Source organism: Pseudomonas sp. P4_C8 (genome assembly GCF_056401975.1).
In genome coordinates, this window is record NZ_JBFUIH010000001.1 from 40,182 (window position 1) to 59,512 (window position 19,331).

The window sequence follows — 19,331 nt, forward strand, 5'->3', positions numbered from 1 at the left end:
GCCTTGAAGAACATCCTTCCCCGACTCGCAACACTGGGCGTTGTAGTGCTGGCCTTCATTCTTGGCTGGTTTGCCTGGGAGCATTACACCCGAGCCCCCTGGACCCGGGATGCACGGGTGCGCGCTGATGTGGTGACGTTGTCTGCGGATGTCTCGGGGCGCATCGTCAGGCTGGCTGTTCAAGACAACCAGCATGTTGAGAAAGGCCAGTTACTGTTGGAAATCGACCCGGCTCGTTACACCCTGGCAGTGGAACACTCCAAACGCTCAGTGGAAGTGGCGAAAGGTTCGCTGGGGCAGTCGCAGGCGGCGATTACCGCCAGCGAATCGCTGCTCAGGCAGCGACAGAGTGAGGAGCATCGGCGGCGTACGCTGAAGGAGCGCTCGGCCATCTCTGGAGAAGAGTGGGAAAAAGCCAACACGGAGGTGACCGTGGCGGAGGCCGATCTACTGCGAAACCAGGCTAATTTGATTTTGGCCCAGGCCAATGTGCAACTGGCCATCGCGGCATTGAGCCAGTCTGAACTGAACTTGCAACGTACTCGGGTCGAATCGCCCGTCACCGGTTTTGTCACCAACTTGCTGACCCGTCAGGGGGACTATGCCACTGTCGGAGGCCCACTGTTGGCACTGGTGGACAGCCAGTCGTTTTATGTCAGCGGATACTTTGAAGAGACCAAGTTGCCGCGAATCGCAGAGGGCGACCGGGTCAACATCGAATTGATGAGCGGCGAAGCCTTCGGCGGCACTGTGCAAAGCATCGCCTTTGCTATCGCCGACCGCGAGAACCTCCCCGGTGGGCGCTTGCTGGCCAGCATCAACCCCAGCTACACCTGGGTCAAACTCGCACAACGGGTGCCGGTACGGATTCAGATTGACGCTGAATATGCCGACAAAAATCTTCTGCGGGCGGGGACAACGGCCACCGTAACCGTACTGGAAAACCGCAATGACAAGGCAACCCACTAACCCTTGTAGGAGCTGGCTTGCCAGCGAAAGCGGTGTAACAGTCAACATGGATGTTGAATGTAAGGGCCTCTTCGCTGGCAAGCCAGCTCCTACAGGGGATTGCAGTCGGTTGGAGAATCAGCAGACCAAAAAAAGCCCCGCGACCGAATGAGGCGCAGGGCTAAAAAAATTTGGTTGGTCGCGGCCAACCAAAGGAGCTCTTCAAAAAGCTTACTTGCTGGCGACGGTCTCGGGTTGCCAGCCACCGCCCAGGGCTTTGTAAATCGCGACAATGCCGCTATACAGATCGGTTTCGGCCTGAGCCTGGGTATCTTCGGCCGCCAGTCGCTCGCGTTGAGCGTCCAGCAGGACGAGGAAGTCCGCCGTGCCTTCGCGGTAGCGAACTTCGGCCAGGTCGGCGGCGGCGCGGCTCGATTCACTCTGACGAATCAGTGAGATCAACCGTTGCTGCCGTTTGCCGTAATCGCTGAACGCGTTTTCCGACTCTTCCAGCGCCAACAGAACTTGCTGCTCGTAACTTGCCAGCGCGCCTTCGGCATCCGCATCGGCTGCGCGTATACGGGCCTTGACACTGCCCAGGTCAAAAGCCGCCCAAGTGATGGCAGGGCTCAGTACCCAAGCGTTGGCCGCCGAGGAACCGATTTGCGAGCCGCGACCGGCGGTGAAACCGAGGAAGCCGCTGAGGCTGACCTGAGGGAACAAATCAGCCGTGGCCACGCCGATACGGGCGGTGGCAGAAGCCAGTTTGCGTTCGGCGCTGAGGATGTCCGGCCGACGTTGCAGCAGTTCACCCGGATCGCCAATCGGCAGCGCTTTAGCGATTGCCGGCAAGTTCTTGGGACTCAGGTCGACGGTTAGTTTCTCCGGGCGCTCGCCCAACAGGGTGGCGATGCGATTTTGCTGCCGTACCTGTTCGGCTTGCAATTGCGGCACGCTGGCTTCGACGGACGCCAGTCGTGCATCGGCGCGCTCCACATCCAGCTGATCGCCGACGCCGGCATCACGCAAACTGATGGTGATCTTGCGCGATTCCTGTTGGTTCTGCAGGTTCGCCAGCGCGATTTTCTCTCGCAGTTGCGCGCCGCGCAGTTGGCCATAGGAATCCACCAGTTCGGCAATCATGGTGACTTGCAGTTGGTACAGATCAGCCTCTAAAGCCTGTTGTTCAGCGTTGGCTGATTCCAGGTTGCGCTGGATGCGGCCAAACAGGTCGATCTCCCACGCCATGTCCAGGCCAAGGTCGTAGCGTTCGCTGTTGACCTGGTCGGTGGTCTGCCCCGGGACTTGCCCATTGCCCAGGTCGCTGCTGACCCGGCTGGTGATGGTCGGCATGGCGTCATTGCTGATGTCATCACGAATCGCCCGAGCGGCTTTCCAGCGCGCGAAGGCCACGCGCAAATCACGGTTGCCTTGCAGCGATCGCGTCACCAACTGGTTAAGGGTCGGGTCCTCGAATTGCTGCCACCAGATGCCCTCGAAGTGCGAGCGGTCAAAGTTTTTCTGACCGGCAGCGCCATCGGTAGCGGCGGTGATGTTGGCCGGTGCAGTCGCTGGGGTCTTGTAGTCCGGGCCGACGGTACAGGCACTCAGGGCCAGTACCAGCAGGCTCGGCAGGAACGCTTTCAAACTCATTGTTGCGACTCCAGTTTCAGGGCCTTGGCCGCTTTGCGCGCTTCGCCGCGCTCGACAAAGTTGCGAATCAATACGTAGAACACCGGTGTCAGCAACAGACCGAAGAAGGTTACCCCGAGCATCCCGGAGAACACCGCCACACCCATGGCGTGACGCATCTCGGCACCGGCACCGCTGGAGAACACCAGTGGCACAACACCCATGATGAACGCGAAGGAGGTCATCAGGATCGGACGCAGACGCAGGCGGCAAGCTTCAAGCACAGCAGCCAGCGGGCTCATGCCTTCGTCCTGCTGTTTGTCCTTGGCAAACTCGACGATCAGAATCGCGTTCTTACAGGCCAGTCCCACCAGTACGATCAAACCGATCTGGGTGAAGATGTTGTTGTCACCCCCCGAAGCAATCACCCCGGTAATGGCCGACAGCAACGTCATCGGTACGATCAGGATCACCGCCAATGGCAGGCTCCAGCTTTCGTACTGAGCCGCGAGTACCAGGAACGCCAGCAGTACGCAGAGCGGGAACACGAACAGTGCGGTGTTGCCGGACAGAATTTGCTGGTAGGTCAGGTCAGTCCATTCGTAGGTCATGCCGTTCGGAAGTTCAGCCTTGAGCAGTTTCTCGATGGCTTTTTCGGCCTGGCCAGAGCTGTAGCCTGGCGCTGCCGCACCGTTGATTTCAGCAGTGATGAAGCCGTTGTAGTGCATCACGCGGTCCGGCCCCGAGGTGTCGCTGACCTTGATGAAGGTCGCCAGCGGGATCATTTCGCCTTTGTTGTTACGCACTTTCAGCTGACCGATCTGGTCTGGTTCAAGACGGAACTGTTGTTCAGCCTGAACGTTGACCTGATAGGTACGACCGAAGCGGTTGAAGTCGTTGGCATACAGCGAACCCAGGTAGATCTGCAGGGTGTCGAAGATGTCGCTGACGGCCACGCCGTGGGTCTTGGCTTTTTCCCGGTCGATGGCGGCATCAACCTGTGGCACGTTCACTGTGTAGCTGGTGAACAGGCCGGCCAGTTCCGGCACGCTGTGGCTTTTGTTGATGATGTTCATGGTTTCTTTGAACAGCTCGTCGTAGCCCAGGTTGCCCCGGTCTTCGATTTGCAGACGGAAACCACCAATGGTGCCCAGGCCCTGTACCGGCGGCGGCGGGAAGATCGCCATGTAGGCTTCTTGAATCCCGGCGAACTGACCGTTCAAGGCGCCGGCAATCGCACCGGCGGACATGCTCGGGTCTTTGCGTTCGTCGAACGGTTTCAGGGTCACGAACACGATGCCGGCGTTAGGGCTGTTGGTGAAACCGTTGATCGACAGGCCAGGGAAGGCCACCGCACTTTCCACGCCCGGCTGTTTCAGGGCCAGGTCGGACATGCGTTTGATCACGTTTTCGGTACGGTCCAGGCTCGCCGCATCAGGCAGTTGAGCGAAGGCCACCAGGTATTGCTTGTCCTGGCCGGGGACGAAACCGGTCGGGGTGTTGGCGAAACCGAAGAAGGTCAACACCATCAAACCTGCGTACAGGAGCAAGGCGATCCCGCTGCTGCGGATAACCCGGCCCACGGTGCCGACATAACCATGGCTGGCTTTGTCAAAGAAGCGGTTGAACGGACGGAACAACCAGCCACCGAAAATCTTGTCGAGGACCTTGGAGAAACGGTCTTTCGGCGCGTCATGGCTTTTCAGCAATACGGCAGCCAGTGCCGGCGACAGGGTCAGTGAGTTGAAGGCCGAGATCACCGTCGAGATCGCAATGGTCAAAGCGAACTGTTTGTAGAACTGGCCAGTGAGACCCGAAATGAACGCAGCCGGGATAAACACCGCACACAGCACCAGCGCTGTGGCGATGATCGGGCCGGTCACTTCACGCATGGCACGCTTGGTCGCTTCGACCGGCGTAAGCCCCAGTCCAATGTTTCGCTCGACGTTCTCCACCACCACGATGGCGTCATCCACCACGATACCAATGGCAAGCACCAGACCAAACAGTGACAAGGCGTTCAATGAGAAGCCAAACAAGTGCATCACGGCAAACGTACCGATCAGCGAAACCGGTACCGCCACCAACGGAATGATCGAGGCACGCCAGGTTTGCAGGAACAGGATCACCACCAGAACCACGAGAATCAGCGCTTCAAAGAGGGTGTGAACCACCGCCTCGATGGAACCGCGCACGAAAATCGTCGGGTCATAAACGATGCTGAAATCCATGCCTTCCGGGAAGCTCTTTTTCAGCTCGGCCATCTTCGCCCGAACTTCGTTGGAGATTTCGATGGCGTTGGAGCCCGGACGCTGGAAGATCGGGATCGCCACCGCCGGTTGATTGTTGAGCAAGGAGCGCAGGGCGTATTGGCTGGAGCCCAGTTCGACGCGGGCAATGTCTTTCAGGCGCGTGATTTCACCGTTATCGCCGGAGCGAATGATGATGTTCTCGAACTCTTCTTCGGAAACCAGACGACCTTGAGTATTCACCGACAGCTGGAAAGCGGTGGCATTCGGCGCAGGAGGCGCGCCCAGTGCACCGGCAGCCACCTGACGGTTTTGTTCACGAATCGCGCTCACTACATCGGTGGCGGTCAGGTTGCGTGAAGCGGTCTTGTTCGGATCGAGCCACACCCGCAGCGAGTAATCGCCCATGCCAAACAATTGCACGTCACCGACACCGCCCAGGCGCGCCAGCTCATCCTTGATGTTGAGCAAGGCGTAGTTGGACAGGTAGAGCATGTCGTAGCGTTTGTCCGGCGAGGTCAAGTGCACAACCATGGTCAGGTCGGGCGAAGCCTTGTCGACGGTGATACCGATGCGCGTCACTTCTTCAGGAAGTTTGGGCTCGGTGCGAGTCACGCGGTTCTGCACCTGTACCTGTGCGTTGTCCAGGTCGGTACCCAGCGCGAAGGTGATGGTCAGGGTGATCTTGCCGTCAGCGGTGGACTGCGAGGACATATACAGCATGTTCTCGACGCCGGTGATGGCTTGCTCCAAAGGAGCGGCCACGGTTTCACCAATGACTTTAGGGTTGGCACCCGGGAAGTTGGCGCGGACCACAACGGTCGGCGGCACAACTTCCGGGTATTCGCTGATCGGCAACTGGAACAGCGAGATGGCGCCGGCGATCAGAATCAGCAGCGACAGCACCGCGGCAAAGATCGGCCGTGAAATGAAGAATTGGGAAAAATTCATCGGAGTCGTTATCCCTTAACCGCGTGGAGTCGCGTCAGCCAGTTTCACAACCGTTCCCGGCGCAACCTTGGCAGGTGCAACTTGGGGCAGGTTGCTGGCTTCCAGCGCTTGTCGTTGTTGGGCCAGAGCCGCGAGGGTTTGTTCGCTGGCCATCGGGATCACTTCAGGGGTGACCGGCGAACCAGGGCGAACCCGTTGCAACCCCTTGACGATAACGGTGTCATCCTTGTTCAGGCCGTTGCGCACGATGCGCAAACCTTCGATCTTCGGTCCCAGTTCGACTGCGCGGTACGCCGTTTTGTTGTCGGCATCCATGACCAGTACGAATTTTTTACCCAGATCGGTGCCGACCGCTTCGTCATTGATCAGCACAGCGGAATAGGTGCCGCTGCCCACCAGTTTCAGACGTGCATAAAGGCCCGGGGTGTAGCTGCCGTCCGCGTTGTCGAAGACCGCACGACCACGGATGGTGCCGGTCTTCGGGTTGACCTGGTTGTCGATGAAGTTCATCACGCCCTGGTGCGGGTTGCCGTCTTCGTCGGACAGGCCCATGTAAACCGGGGTGGTGGCGCCGCGTTTGCCCTGGCGGGCGAGTTGGGTGTACTTGAGGAATACGCGCTCGTCAGCGTCGAAGTAGGCGTAGACCTTATCGGTGGACACGACGCTGGTCAGCGGTGTGGTGTCGGCGGTCACCAGGTTGCCAGCGGTGATTTCCGCACGGCTGACGCGACCGCTGATTGGCGCGGTGACGCGGGTGAAGCTCAGGTTCAGTTTGGCCAGATCCAGTTGCGCCTGCAGTGCTCCGACGGCAGCGCGGGCTTCTTGAGCCGCACTGGTACGCGAGTCGGCCAGTTCGGCGGAGATCGCGTTGCTGGTGCGCAGGCGTTCACCGCGCTGAGCTTCGTTTTCACTACGGGTTGCGTTGGCGCGGGACTGGGCAACCAGGGCTTCGAGGCGGCGGACCTCTGCCTGGAATGGACGCGGGTCGATCTGGAACAGCAAATCGCCTTTTTTGACCAGTGCGCCTTCAGTGAATGCCACTTCATCAATCTGCCCGGAGACCCGCGGACGAATTTCTACCGTTTCCGGTGCTTCCAGGCGCCCGGTGAATTCGTCCCACTCGTTGATCGGTTGTTCCAGCACCTTGGCGACGCTGACTTTGGCCGCAGGCATGGTTGCGGCTGACTCCGGAGCCTTGCCGCACGCGCTCATCACCAACACGGCCAATAGGGCCAACGGGAAGCGCAAATGTTTGAGAGATTGTTCCATGGATGCATCCGCCAATGTATTGAGAATGGACGGATGATGAGCGGCGAGGGTGTATGTCACGAATCGAATGAAGCGAAGGTAACTATCATTCGGAATGATATGAGGCTCGATTGAGCTCTCTAGCATGCACCTTTGATTCAGTCCTGATCAATTGGATTGATCACAATTCAGTGTTGCAGGGAATGCAAAGGATTGGCTTGAAACCGAGTTGCGGCCATCGTCGGATCGCCGCCCGCAGACATGCTGCTCACACTGGTTTTTCAATGTCAGGACAGGAGTCGTCGAACTCTTTTGCGCTCACAAAAAGGTCTGAGGGGGAGCGCTTAGTGACTTTGGAACGCTTTCAATCCTCGCTGCACGGCGGGCCTGGCTTCGATCGCGTCGAACCAGCGTGATAAGCGTGAAAGCACTGCCCAATCCAGCCGGTCACGAATGGATGCCGCAATGGTGAAAGCAGAGATGTCCGCCATGGAAAACTGGTCTCCGGCCATAAAGTCGTCGGTAAGAAACCGTTCTGCATAGACGAGTTGTTCAATGACGCGCCGATCAATGACCGTGGCCGCATCATTTAATCCCGCCTGGCGCAGGAAGAATGCTGCATGGCTAGGCGCGATTACGTCCGTAACGAAAAAGAAGTAACGATCAAACACCCTGTCGCGCTCTGGTCCAGGATGCGCTGGTGCGAGTCGACCGGGCGCTTTGGCATCAGCGAACTGAATGATTGCGTTTGATTGGTTGATGACCAGTGCCGGTGTCGACGTATGATCGACCAGGGTCGGGACTTTTCCTGCCGGATTAAGCGCCAGGTACACCAAGTCGCGCTGCTCATTCGCTTGCAGATTCAGTCTCCGTGCCGTGTAGGGGACACCTGCTTCTTCCAAGGCTATTACAGCCCTCAGGCTGTTGCCGGTATTAGCGCCATACAGTTCTATTTTGGGGTTCATCAGGCACTCCTTGGAAATGAATGGATGATCATTGGATGCTAAGTGAAAAGCGGCGTATGCGTATGTCTTCAAGACCAAGCGCATACGCCCATAGTGATCACACCTCGAACGCTTGCCGGTTTGCACGTACGAAGTCACCCACCGTTTGAGGCGCTTGTCCGGTGATTTGGCCGATAACCCCGTCCTCGCCGCTAAAGATTCCGTTCTGGTAATCGACCGCGACTGCAAGGAAGTGCTGGATCACAAACTCCGGCAGATCGTAGGTCTCCAGATGCTGGCGATACTCTTCGAGGGTCGAAGGGCTGTAGGTGATGGTGCGGCCTACGATGCCGCTGATTTCGTCGGCAATCTCTTGATGGTTCAGCTCGACAGGGCCGTACAGCGGATAGGTTTTCCCGATATGGCCAGACGGCTGTGTGAGAACGGCGGCGATCAGCCGCGCTTGGTCTTCAGCGGCGATTGGTGCATGTCGGCCGGTGCCGTATGGCAGCGTGATCCTGTTCTCCTTCACGATCTGATCGAGCACCCACGGAAAGATCAGCCACTCGGAAAAGAACGTCGGGCGGATGTGCACGGCGGGTACGCCCGACCAGTCGAGTACACGTTCTGCGATCCAGTGGTCGCGCGCGGCGTGACTCAAAGAGTCTTCCCGAGCAGAAATCTGCGACATTTCCACAACGACCTCGACGCCTGCTCGTTTAGCAGCATCCGCAAAATAGGCAGTCGCCTGAATGTAGCCAGGACGCACGGGATAGCACAGGTATGCGCCTGTGATCCCCTCCATCGCACGAACGATGTCGTCATGTTCAAGGAGGTCACCAACAAATATTTCAGCGCCTTCGCTCTGGAGCGCTGCGCTGCGCTCATCCTCCTGGTGCACAAAAGCCCGAACCGCATGGCCTCCGTCGAGAAGGTGGCGAATGGTGTAGACACCAGTTTTTCCTGTAGCGCCGGTGACGAGGTATTTACGTTGCTGCATGGTGAATACTCCAAAGTAAAGGAACATACATTGCTCTCGCCGATATCACGTATCAGGCGTTACCAATTCACGAATGTTTCGCAGTAGTGCCATCTGGCAGCACCGCAGTCAGCTATCGAAAGGAGCGTGATCAATCAGGTCGCACACATTTGGGCAATCGAATCCGTGCACGTGACGGCGTCCGATATCAGCGAGCCCAGTGCCAATCGCAGTGTGAGGTTTCTTCTTGGCCACTTCAGCGACCGCTTGGGTAAACGCGGCTTTCATTCCAATGCGGGGGTAGAGGGCCAGCGTATCCTCGACCAGCGATGGCGTGATTTCCTCCAGCCGTAATCCCATCACGTCGACATGGGCGCCCATGTAGATCAGGGCGATCTCTGGCTGTTTGCGGTCGGCGATGCCGGCGCTAGAGTGAAGTGCGATCGCATCCCAAACCAGCTCCGCTTTCGACTCCGGGTAACCGTTTTCCAGCAGGAAACGGCTGGCAGCGTCGGCGCCGTCGACCTCAAAACGTTGGTCGGCTGCGAATTCGTACGTCAGACCCAGATCGTGCAGCAGCGCGGCGAGATAGACCGCCTCGCGGTCGTATTTCAGGCCTCGCTGCTGGCCGAGGAATTCGGCAAACCACCACGTGCGATGCACATGGTGCAGGAGCGCTGTCGAGTGAACGCGTTCGACGAGGAAAGAGGCCTTGCGAGCGAGTTCAGAGTCTGGAGCGCTGAAGCCGCCGATGATGACAGGTGTACTCATGTTTGCTCCCGGGGGATGAAGTTGGCTCGCAATTCATTCTAAATAGTTGCAATTGACCAAATTGACTACTTTCAGATGATTTGTGCCAACATGCGTGTCAGGTCAATGCGGGAGATCGCTGTGAGAATAACGACGAAATCAAGCCATCCCTTTGTCGGCGTGGCGCAAAAACGAGTGGTGATTTTGGGTTTGCCTCCCGTGGATTCGCTTGATGTGATCGGCCCCGCAGAGGTGTTTGCCTATGCGAACAATCTGCACCGCGGCGACTGTGCTCCCTACGTACTCGAGCTGGTTTGCGCGGGCGCCAATGAACACCTGGAGAGCAGCACCGGCATCGCACTCATGGCGCACAAGACGCTTGAACAGGAGCGTCTTGAAAACAAGGCCATCGACACGTTGATCGTGACGTCGGGCTGGAAAGCCATGGATCAGCTGGATCAGTCCGCCATCGAGTGGATCCGCACGCGAGCCAAGAGCGTCAGGCGTGTGTGCTCGATCTGTGTCGGCGCGTTCGCCCTGGCCGAGACAGGGCTATTGGATGGTCGTAAGGCAACGACCCACTGGCGGATGGCGCGTAGCCTGGCTGACCGCTATCCCAATGTGCAGGTAGATCCCAACCCGATTTGGGTCAAGGACGGCAACCTGTACACCTCGGCTGGGATATCGGCGGGAATCGATCTTGCGCTCGCTTTGGTCAGCGAAGACCTGGGAGACGACATCGCTTTGGAGGTCGCGAAGAACCTGGTCCTGTTTCTGCGACGTCCTGGCGGTCAGGCACAGTTCAGCGTCGCTCTCCAGTCGCAGCATGCGACCGGTTCGAACCTCGATGAGTTATGCGTGTGGATCAGTGAGCATCTACATTCGGAGCTTACGGTCGAGATACTTGCAGACAAGCTCGCGACTAGTGTGAGGACCTTGATCCGCATGTTTCAGAGGGAATTCAAGACAACGCCTGCGAAGTACGTCGAGGACGTCCGGGTTGAAGCGGCCTGTCGGCAAATAGAGCTGGGAAGGCGGTCGATGGAAGAGATTGCGCGCCGATGCGGCTACCACAGTGTCGACGTGCTCAGAAAAGCCTTCGTGCGACGCATGGGGGTGAGTCCAAAGGAGTACGCACAACGTTTCGCGCCAGTTAACGAGCCTGCTTAGGCATGCTCAATGGTCATGAACGTACAAGCGGGCTGCTGATTCATTTAGTGGGGATGATCTGCGAATAGCAGTGGCCGACTGCGCAGTCAGTTGCCCATACCAAACCGAAGCTTTCGTCTTGTAATGTCTCAAGGTGGGAAATCATGGTTGGGGGCATACTTTTTAGTGGACAGAGTTTGCCCCCAAAAATGGCGGTAGAGTAAAGCGGGTCTCAATCGGCAGCAGTGGACGTTTGGATGGTAATAAATTCAGCTAATGCGCCCGACGAGAGATATGCCAGCCTCTTTCAAAGGCTCTCAGGATCCCCAAAAAACATTTTGACTGGGCTCTAGGGCGGTGTTTTTTGGTTGTAAAGCACGAGTGATGCCCCCAGTTTTGCCCCCCATGACACAGGGTGAACAAGCGATCGCGAACGGTGATTTCTGGCGGACTCCAGTATTGCAATGGTCTAGATAGCCAATGAAAGGTTTCATCTCCTTACGCGTTGGCGACTATTGGGCTCGTTTCCTCGGCAGGGTCGTCAGGAATTTGTGTCAGTCGCTATCGACTTTAGGAGCAAAGTAAGCGTCCGGCAAAGTCACCTTCTCGATCCCGGACATTTAGCTTTCAATCTCGAGTGCTGTTTGTGTTAATCCCCGAAGCAGAATCGCGGATGCCCGCTAGTCGGCAGCGGGCATTAAGCGTGTCTACTCAAATTCAGGCCCCTCGGCTACAGGCTCGGATTTGTATTCGCAGCGCAAGCGATTGAAGTTGGTGGGCACGGAGACCGTTTTCTCGAAGAACTCAGCGAAGTTGAAGCTGGAAAGCTTGTAGGGCGCTACCAAAACAGCCTCTTGAGCCGCACCCAGGAAGACCACTGGCCTGTCAGGCGCTATGTTGCCGCACTCATGGGAGTAACTGAAATCCAGGGCATTCGCCAGCAGGTAAACTTTCTCCGGAACTTTGGAGTCTGCAATCTGGTCGTGGGACCAGCCCCAACCAAAATATAAGATCACCCCAGAAACGAGCACGGCGAGAACCGAATACAAAGGTGGTTCGTGAGGCGCCTCACCTGCCAGCTTGCCTTTGATCCAGCCTGCGCTGATGAACCCATGAGCCAAGGAAAGCAGTAGAGCGGCGGTGAGCACGAACGGGAGCACAAGTTTGATGATGAGTAGCCCGGTTGTGAACACGAGCGTGATCGGCAGTGCCGACGCATCCACATGAAAGACACCATTCACGTAGGCTGCGGCGTTCCCTCTTGAATACAGCACCACCCCTGAAAGGATGACGGAGACTAGAAACTTGGTGCTCGCGAAGCTCCATAGAGACCGGATGACGGCTGATCGCTCAAAGGATACGCCGATGAAGATCGTGCAAAAGACCACGGCCCACAGACGAAATGCGACAGTGTGCTCACTCACCCACTCGATGTCGCTATTGGCAGAACGAGTGATCGCGAGCAAAACGCCGATAGCTCCAACCAACCCAAGCGCCCAACTGAGCTCATAGCGGCGCCTGTCCTCAGCATAGCCTTGGTGGGAAAGCCATCCTCCGAGCTGCTGATGGATATCCCGAACATAATATTTCAATGATCTGGGACGGTTGTACGCCAAATCCTCCTCTCCACCCTGCAGCTCATGTCGAATGGCTTTAACGTCATTTTCGGTTTGTTGGCTCATTGAAGCGACTTCTTATTGATGAATAGTAATCAAGGCTCGATGCGTGAGACGCGGTGACACACCGTACTGAAGGCGCAACGTCCAACCTGGGATGTAGAGCACCGCGTCGGCAGAGGGCCTCGCCGGCAGTTCGGCGCGAGTAACATTGCATCCGCGTGAATGATTCAGCGGTTTTGCGGAGGAAAGTTGAGCTTCGCCCGAAACTGCGAAATATATCCAGGTGGTGCATAACTCACTGGCGCCGGGGTACGGAGCAGATCACAAATAGCTGCGAACTCCTCCTCCGAGGCTTCCGGGAAAAGGTCATGGCTAATATCGAGATCCGTTCGGCTGACCATTTCGGTTGTAAGCAGCATCCCGCCAGGGCGCGCATTAGTAAGAGACATAAATCGCCTCACCCACCCGTCAAACGTGATGTAACTGTTCTGAATTCCCCGCGATTCCAGACCGAGCATCATCGATACCGTATGGTATAGCCCAATCGAGGCCAGATCCTGCATCGCATTGTGGACGCGGTTTGGCGTGCCGCCTTTTTTCAGGGATGGTTTGAGAATCTCATGGGCATCCTCCTGACGGTAAAGACAGGCGAGTGCGCAAATAAAGTAGATACTTTCGACGGAGACTCCGAGCCGGCTCGCTTCAGCGATCAATTCACGCTGTACGGCCTTGAACTTGTCTCTGCCAATCGGTTGGAACAACCTGCGCTGGGCAAAGCCTACAAACTCGGCATAGGTATTCCAGCGCTCCTGTTGACGATCAACGATTGCGTAAAGATGATCTCCATGCGCGATCCTTGCCATGTCGTCGGTATAGGCATGCTTAAAGAAGCCTGAAAGCGCAACCGTATCCTTGGCTATCGACTCCTTGAGCTGTTCGACTGTCTGCAATACGCCTACCTGCCCCTCGAACGATGCAATGAGCGGGCTAATACGGCTGTCCTTACGATCAAGGGACCGCAGAAGGCTCTCGTCTTCCTCTGAAAGCTTCTGGTCCTTGATTTGGCTGATCACGTTGCGGTCTACAAAATGTACGAATTTGATCATTGCTATTTCCTGTTCATTCTCAGATAGCTCCAGGCCAACTGCGCAGCTTGAGAGTATCCTTCGCTAAGCCGGAGGAGAGCTCCTATAAGCGAAAAAAGTAACCGTCCGGTAGAACACGTCTTGACGAAATCATGTTATGCCATGGCGCGAGCAAGATGCCCTTGTTGACGGTTGCGGTGGAGCATCTACGATGCTTTTGGTGTCCGGGATCAGTTGACCACTACAAATCGCCTAGACCTCCCCTGGCTGCACAAGCTCGGCAAGCTATGCCCCCAACCGTTGGTATTTCGCTAGTAATCGCTCAACTTCGGCAGCCAACAAGTCTTCCACCATGGCCGAATATTGCTGATCAGGCGCCGCATAGGCGTAAAGCGCATCAACCTGCTGAAATGCCAGGTTCTGCAAGTTTGTGGCATGTGGCTCAGGCATGGTGATGGCCAGGTCGAGTTGGCTCTCGATAGTGGCGATCTGCGCTTTGATCTCACGCCAGCGTGCGGTGCGTTGCTCCACCAAGCCCTGCCGGTTCAGGCCAAAGACTCGGTAGGTGTGGTGGCCGTAGGGGTCAATCTGACCGGCATGCGCTTGAGGTCCGACCACGCTCAGCTCTTGCTCCAGCATCCACTTCAAGTGCTGCTTGGGGTCGCGTCGAGTAGGATCAATGAGCGCGGGGTCTTCGGCTTCGTGATCATCACTCGCACCAAAGGCGCGCTGTGGCCCCAATATGGGAAACAAATCGCCTTTACCTAAATAAAACTGTCCCTCGACCTCATCTTCCAGTGGGGTTTGTTCGGTTTGCTGAGCGTCCTGGTAGCGTCGTCGATTACAATCGATGCAACTGGCAAGTAAGTTTTCCCAGCGCGCGGCGAGCCACCAATACCCTGGGTGCTCAGGGCAGCCAGCAACGCGTCCTTTCGGGCGGAAGTGCTCAATATCGGTCGGTTGAACGGCCCGAATGCTGGACTCGCAATAGGCGCATTTGCCAAAGAACAACGTATTTAATGCCGTGGCAACATCATCCTGTCGATAGGCCTTGAATTTGAACTTAGTGGTGGGAGTAGTCCTAAAGTGTTGGGTCGCCCGAGCACGTTCGCGGGCGGCCAGGCTTGTGGATCCGGCTAGGGATGCTGGGACGGGAACATCCCGTCGATCTACCCACCTCATGGCCGGCGGCTCCGTTGCAGGGTCTTAAGCTTGGCCAGTACACCTTGCACGGCCTCCTCTCGGACTTGACCACGAGCAACCTCGGATGACGCATTCATTTCCTCAATAAAGCGGCGCAGGGCTTCGTTGAGGATCTGTTCAGCAGGCGTGTCACCGAGCCAACGAAGATGTCCAAGCGTTCGCTGATCATGGTGGGACAGCGCAGAGCGAGCGTGGGCAGGCAATGCGATTTGTTCCAGCACCTGTTCCAGATCAGGGTCGGCGGTGCTCGACAAACCAAAATAGTCAGAGGTCAATAGCTGTTCTGCACGAAGCCCTCGGACGTCCGGCAGGTCGTTCAGGACTTCGATAGTTTGCGTTTCGTTTCGCACAAGCACCTTGACTTCATCGCCGCGCATACCACGTAAACAGAGTGGGTCATGGGTAGTCACAATAAACTGCACATTGGGCATCGCCCTTCGCAGGGCGGACATCACCTGCAGCTTCCAGCGTGGGTGCAAGTGGGTTTCGATTTCATCAATCAACACGAGCCCGCGCGCGTATTCCAGATCCCCCCATTCCTCAAGCATGCCGCGCATCACTGCCAACACCATGGCCATCAGTGAACGGTAGCCATCGCTGAGTCGCTCGAGGGGCGTTTCACGGCCGTGCGCATGAACGTAGAGTCGACCCTCGGCGTCCCTGCCGATGTTGTCGTCGTGCTTCAAGATCAGTACCTCTCGCATTGCACGTGCAAGGGCGTCGAAGCTCGCGTCATCAAGGCTCTGTAACCAACGGCCTGGATGGGGCAGTTTGGCAAAGGGGTCGAACAATGATTTTACTGCCGAAATGTGCTGTCGACGGGTCGTTTCTTTGCCGAAGAACCGGCGTGCACCGAAGGCGAATAACACTAGCGCGGGTTGTTCTTCACCGACGAAGCGCTTGGTCAACGGGTCGATGTGGAAGCGAATCGGCTCGCCAGTGTCAAACTCGAGAACCACCTCCGGGGTAACGGTATCGTTCAAATACCATCCTTCCACTTCACGGGGAAGAAAGTCTTCAGCAGACACTCCTAACCGAGTGCGCATGGTATCGCCCATTAGGCTGAGCGCCACAGCCTGGAGGGTCGTACTTTTTCCGGTGGAGTTCTCTCCTAGCAACGTGGCACACGGCGCGCCCGCTTCATCTGGGGACGTGGCAGGAATATCGAGGTCTAGCTGGGGAATACCCTTGAAATTGCGGATGCTAATGCGGCGCAGGAGTGAGGTTCGTGGCTCGGGGCGCAGCGGCAGCGTGCGCAACTCGGAAACTAGCTCGAGTGGCTCGTCATGTGCGTACAGGGTTTGGGACGTCGCTGAGTCCAGAAGCTCTTGCCATTGTTGATCGTCAGCGCCATACACTAACTCGATGGCATCATCCTCGATGCTTTTTAACTTTGGCTTGGCAAGCTTGGCTGACTGGGCATAGCGAGACATGAGATTAAAGAAAAAGATACGGGCTACGCCAGAGAATTCACTACTATCCTCCAGTTCCGTGCGGAACTCTTCGTAGTCCCCTTGATAATCTCTGCCTCTTCCTATTTGTAGCAGGTCTAAGCAGCGTTGAAGTTTTTTTGCTCTGGCGTAAACCAGTTCACTTCGATTGAGTGCAAGCGTGTCAATGGTGCCTCGACCTACAGGGCCCACGCCGATAGCCGTTCCATTGAACTCGAAGCGAAGGTGTTTATTGGGTTCTGTGTTGCAGGGGTTGATTAACAGCGCCTGTTCAAAGGTCTCTGTTTCCGACCAAGTGCTGCGGATTCTGGCGCGAGGGCCTTCCACGGGAAATATGTTGCGTTTGCTGCGGTTACATTCGACACAGGAATGAAATAAGTTCTCCCACTCATAAGCGAACCAACTGTAATGGTCAGAACTATGGCTTTCGCTTTCACGCCGATCATTTTGTAATGCATTACTTAACGGTCTGTGATGCACAATCTCCGTGGGGTTCTTCCCATGGAGGGCGGTCTCACAATATGCACATTTGCTGAGGAAAACCCTGTACAGCGCCTCTTGGACAAGTGCAGATTTCCAAATGTCGGGCTCAAGTGGTGGGCGTCGACGCGCGCGCTCTTCAGGAGGTAGGCGGTAATGGTCAGCCAGTCGTTCCTTGGCTCTGCGTACCTGCTCGTCGGTCAGTGGCCTAGGGAGTGAAGCGCGTTTGCGTAAGACTCTCATCATGGGTGTGGTGTCTCCTTTCCTTGCGCACCGTGGTTGGCGATTAACCCTAACGAGTCGGTTGGCAAGTGATTTTGTGCCCGCTTGAGAGCGGTTGATAATAAGTGAAGGCGTTGTTAGGTGAAGGTATCTGTCATGCCCAAGTGATATGAGCTTGCCGACGCAATTTGGGAAATAGATCTCTTATCCTTCAGAGCACGCACTACGACTCTAGAGGGCGTCAGGGTGCGGGTGAGTGGCCGTAATACTCCCTGTTAGATTTCGTCTACAGCCCACCTTACGATGCTTTTTTCGAAGTGTGTCAACGGCGCTGATTCGATTCTAGGTGCCCATGCGCGTAACTTGTCGAGTAGTTGAGTAAGGTTTTCTGAAGGTAAGATCGCCCCTTTGAATTTCGAGGAGATTTGGGTCGGTACACCGTACTCATCCAAAGCGGTGAGCAGGGGATCATGGAACAAGTTTTCAAGCTGTTCGGCGAAAAAGCCAAAGTCCCCTGGCTCGATGCCCCTGCGGGTCAAAACGTCCGCTTGGATTTTGCTCAGCGCCATGATGTCTCGGGGAAGGCGGTATGAAATGACGTTGCGTATGAGCTTGAGCCGTTGCCCTATCGACTCGCTGGGAGTCCGGTCGGAGCCATCCTCATCAATCGCCTGCTGGAGATAGGCCTTGAAGTCTTTCTGTGCTCTGAGGGCATTGATATGCCAAGCGAGTTGCAGCCCTGAATGGATACCATACTCCGGCAGCCGATGAGGAAGGTGCTCATAGATCAGAGTACAGAGATACTCAAGTTGCTTTTGCTCGGGGTTACCTTTCCACGTGAGCCATACGCTACCCAGCGCGAGCTCTCGCAGAATTCGGTCGGCCAATTCGACCTGACGTTCGACTGGAATGTGCCTGTTTTCGATCAGCGTCGCGACGGACAGCTGAGGAGTCGCATAGGCAGCCTCAAGACGCTGCCGTGACTGGTCGGTGAGGTATTCGGGTTCGAGTTTCATGAGCAGTCCCATTGGGGACGCCCCGTCTTGCAAGCCGATTGGGTACTCGACTATGAGGCTCTTCTCCTCTGGTGGCTCCTCCAGCATATGAACCTTACCGATGAAGTATTGATTCATTCGCCCGGCGCGCCCGGAAATATTCTTGAATGTGAAAAAATCAAAGGGACTGTTGTTGATTCTTCGGTCATAGATGATGACGTTCTCTGCCGACGTGTTCACCCCCTCGATCATGGTGGACGTGCAGATGATGTAGCGAATGGTTCGCTCGTTGAACAACTTCACAAAATATTGCTGGATGGCCCTTGGCACACCGCCGTGGTGAATGCCGATGCCTAGCGAAATCGCCTTCGCTACGTTCCAGGCAGGATGATAGTTATCCGCAATCCATTCTGAAATTTCACGGGTGCCATCAAGCGCAGAGAAGTCCCCCTCATCGATTAAATATTGCGCGACCCGATTTGCGCTTGCCGGTGACTGGCAGTAGATCAGGGTAGGGGAGGTGATCTGCGAGCACAGCTCAAGAAGCTTATCCTTTCGCGTGTCGCCGCGCGTTCGCAGGTTGTAGTGCGTCACGTCGACTGCCACGGTCGAGAAGTTCGAGGGAATGAAATTGTACTCATACCCATCCAGGCCTTGGATGTTCTGAATATGTGGGCCGAGTAGATAGAACTGAGCATTCAGTTTCGCAAGCTTGTGAAAAGCAAGGCTGAGATCAATAGATCGATTCTTTTCGTCAGAATCGCTGGCAAGGTCGAGCTTGTAGAACTCGTCAATGACGAAGAAATCAACATCACCCAGGTCATCACGCTGGAGCACCCTCTCCTGGGTCAGCAAGTACACATTAATAGGGGCATCTGTTGCCGCTTGGCTAGGGTGCGTGATGATGTTGCACTGCTGACGAAAGCGCCTGACCAGCCGCCGGCGAGTTTCATCAATGAGCGCGATCGTAGGCACGATCACTACAACCTTTCGGAACTTGCCCTGTGCGAGGACAGCATCAATCACCAGGCTCTTACCGACGCTGGTCGAGGCACTTAGTACGACGTTTCTGCCTTGCATCAACAAATGGAAAACATGTGCCTGCAGGCGATGAAAAACCATGCCTTTCTCAATCCCTTCCACTCGATGAACCTCATAGGCCAACCGGTCGGGGAACGAAACGCTCTCCACATGTGGGGTGATGTAGGGGAACAGTCCAACGGTACGTACTAGGCTGAGCAGCAACGACTGTTCGACTTCATCGAACAGCTCGAACTTGTCAAGCGCCCGAATGACCAAGTCACGGCCCTCCCATTCGGGATGACCCTTGTTCACGATAGAGCTCATCCCAATGAGCAGGCCGGATTTGTCACTTTTGAGATCGTAAAGGTTCTCTAGCTGCTGTTTGATGAGATCGTATTTCATA

At 56.2% G+C, this 19,331-nt stretch carries 13 protein-coding genes; 2 read left to right on the plus strand and 11 right to left on the minus strand.

Annotation, left to right across the window (positions count from 1 at the left end; translation table 11 throughout):
- Positions 1-3 precede the first annotated feature (3 nt).
- The gene (locus tag AC1DWM_RS00180; protein ID WP_223512521.1) at positions 4-969 is read left to right on the plus strand and encodes an HlyD family secretion protein; all 966 of its coding nucleotides are present in this window, start codon (positions 4-6) and stop codon (positions 967-969) included.
- Positions 970-1,179: 210 nt separating this feature from the next.
- On the opposite strand, the gene AC1DWM_RS00185 is transcribed toward AC1DWM_RS00180, so the two are convergent.
- From AC1DWM_RS00185 to AC1DWM_RS00210, 6 genes are all read right to left on the minus strand, one after another.
- Positions 1,180-2,601 carry an efflux transporter outer membrane subunit gene (locus AC1DWM_RS00185; protein WP_223512518.1) on the minus strand — a complete coding sequence of 474 codons (1,422 nt, stop codon included), beginning with the start codon at positions 2,599-2,601 and terminating at the stop codon, positions 1,180-1,182.
- Positions 2,598-5,780: an efflux RND transporter permease subunit gene (locus AC1DWM_RS00190; RefSeq protein ID WP_223512512.1), complete on the minus strand. Its 3,183-nt coding sequence runs from the start codon at positions 5,778-5,780 to the stop codon at positions 2,598-2,600. Before AC1DWM_RS00190 ends, AC1DWM_RS00185 begins: the two co-directional genes overlap by 4 nt.
- 15 nt (positions 5,781-5,795) lie before the next feature.
- On the minus strand, positions 5,796-7,049 hold the full coding sequence (mexE, locus tag AC1DWM_RS00195; protein ID WP_452626419.1) for a multidrug efflux RND transporter periplasmic adaptor subunit MexE: 1,254 nt from the start codon (positions 7,047-7,049) through the stop codon (positions 5,796-5,798).
- A gap of 323 nt (positions 7,050-7,372) precedes the next feature.
- Entirely contained in the window at positions 7,373-7,993 is a 621-nt protein-coding gene (locus AC1DWM_RS00200; protein ID WP_477794383.1) for a glutathione S-transferase family protein, read from the minus strand.
- A 97-nt stretch (positions 7,994-8,090) separates the two neighbouring features.
- A complete protein-coding gene (locus AC1DWM_RS00205) occupies positions 8,091-8,972 on the minus strand; it encodes an NmrA family NAD(P)-binding protein (protein ID WP_477794384.1) in 882 nt (293 codons plus the stop codon).
- A 108-nt stretch (positions 8,973-9,080) separates the two neighbouring features.
- On the minus strand, positions 9,081-9,722 hold the full coding sequence (locus AC1DWM_RS00210) for an HD domain-containing protein (RefSeq protein ID WP_477794385.1): 642 nt from the start codon (positions 9,720-9,722) through the stop codon (positions 9,081-9,083).
- Between the two features lie 105 nt (positions 9,723-9,827).
- Between AC1DWM_RS00210 and AC1DWM_RS00215 the strand changes: the two genes are divergently transcribed.
- Positions 9,828-10,871, plus strand: coding sequence for a GlxA family transcriptional regulator (locus AC1DWM_RS00215; RefSeq protein ID WP_411741833.1), 1,044 nt, complete (start codon positions 9,828-9,830; stop codon positions 10,869-10,871).
- A 686-nt stretch (positions 10,872-11,557) separates the two neighbouring features.
- On the opposite strand, the gene AC1DWM_RS00220 is transcribed toward AC1DWM_RS00215, so the two are convergent.
- The 5 genes from AC1DWM_RS00220 to AC1DWM_RS00240 form a co-directional block, all read right to left on the minus strand.
- Positions 11,558-12,532, minus strand: a complete 975-nt coding sequence (locus AC1DWM_RS00220) for a hypothetical protein (RefSeq protein ID WP_477783467.1) — start codon at positions 12,530-12,532, stop codon at positions 11,558-11,560.
- Positions 12,533-12,696: 164 nt separating this feature from the next.
- Positions 12,697-13,575, minus strand: a complete 879-nt coding sequence (locus AC1DWM_RS00225) for a hypothetical protein (protein WP_477783466.1) — start codon at positions 13,573-13,575, stop codon at positions 12,697-12,699.
- 264 nt (positions 13,576-13,839) lie between these two features.
- Positions 13,840-14,736, minus strand: a complete 897-nt coding sequence (locus AC1DWM_RS00230) for an HNH endonuclease family protein (protein WP_477783465.1) — start codon at positions 14,734-14,736, stop codon at positions 13,840-13,842.
- The gene (locus AC1DWM_RS00235; protein ID WP_477783464.1) at positions 14,733-16,934 is read right to left on the minus strand and encodes an AAA family ATPase; all 2,202 of its coding nucleotides are present in this window, start codon (positions 16,932-16,934) and stop codon (positions 14,733-14,735) included. The genes AC1DWM_RS00230 and AC1DWM_RS00235 overlap by 4 nt, the downstream gene beginning before the upstream one ends.
- Before the next feature lie 251 nt (positions 16,935-17,185).
- Positions 17,186-19,330 carry a DEAD/DEAH box helicase gene (locus tag AC1DWM_RS00240; protein WP_477786959.1) on the minus strand — a complete coding sequence of 715 codons (2,145 nt, stop codon included), beginning with the start codon at positions 19,328-19,330 and terminating at the stop codon, positions 17,186-17,188.
- Position 19,331: the final 1 nt, after the last annotated feature.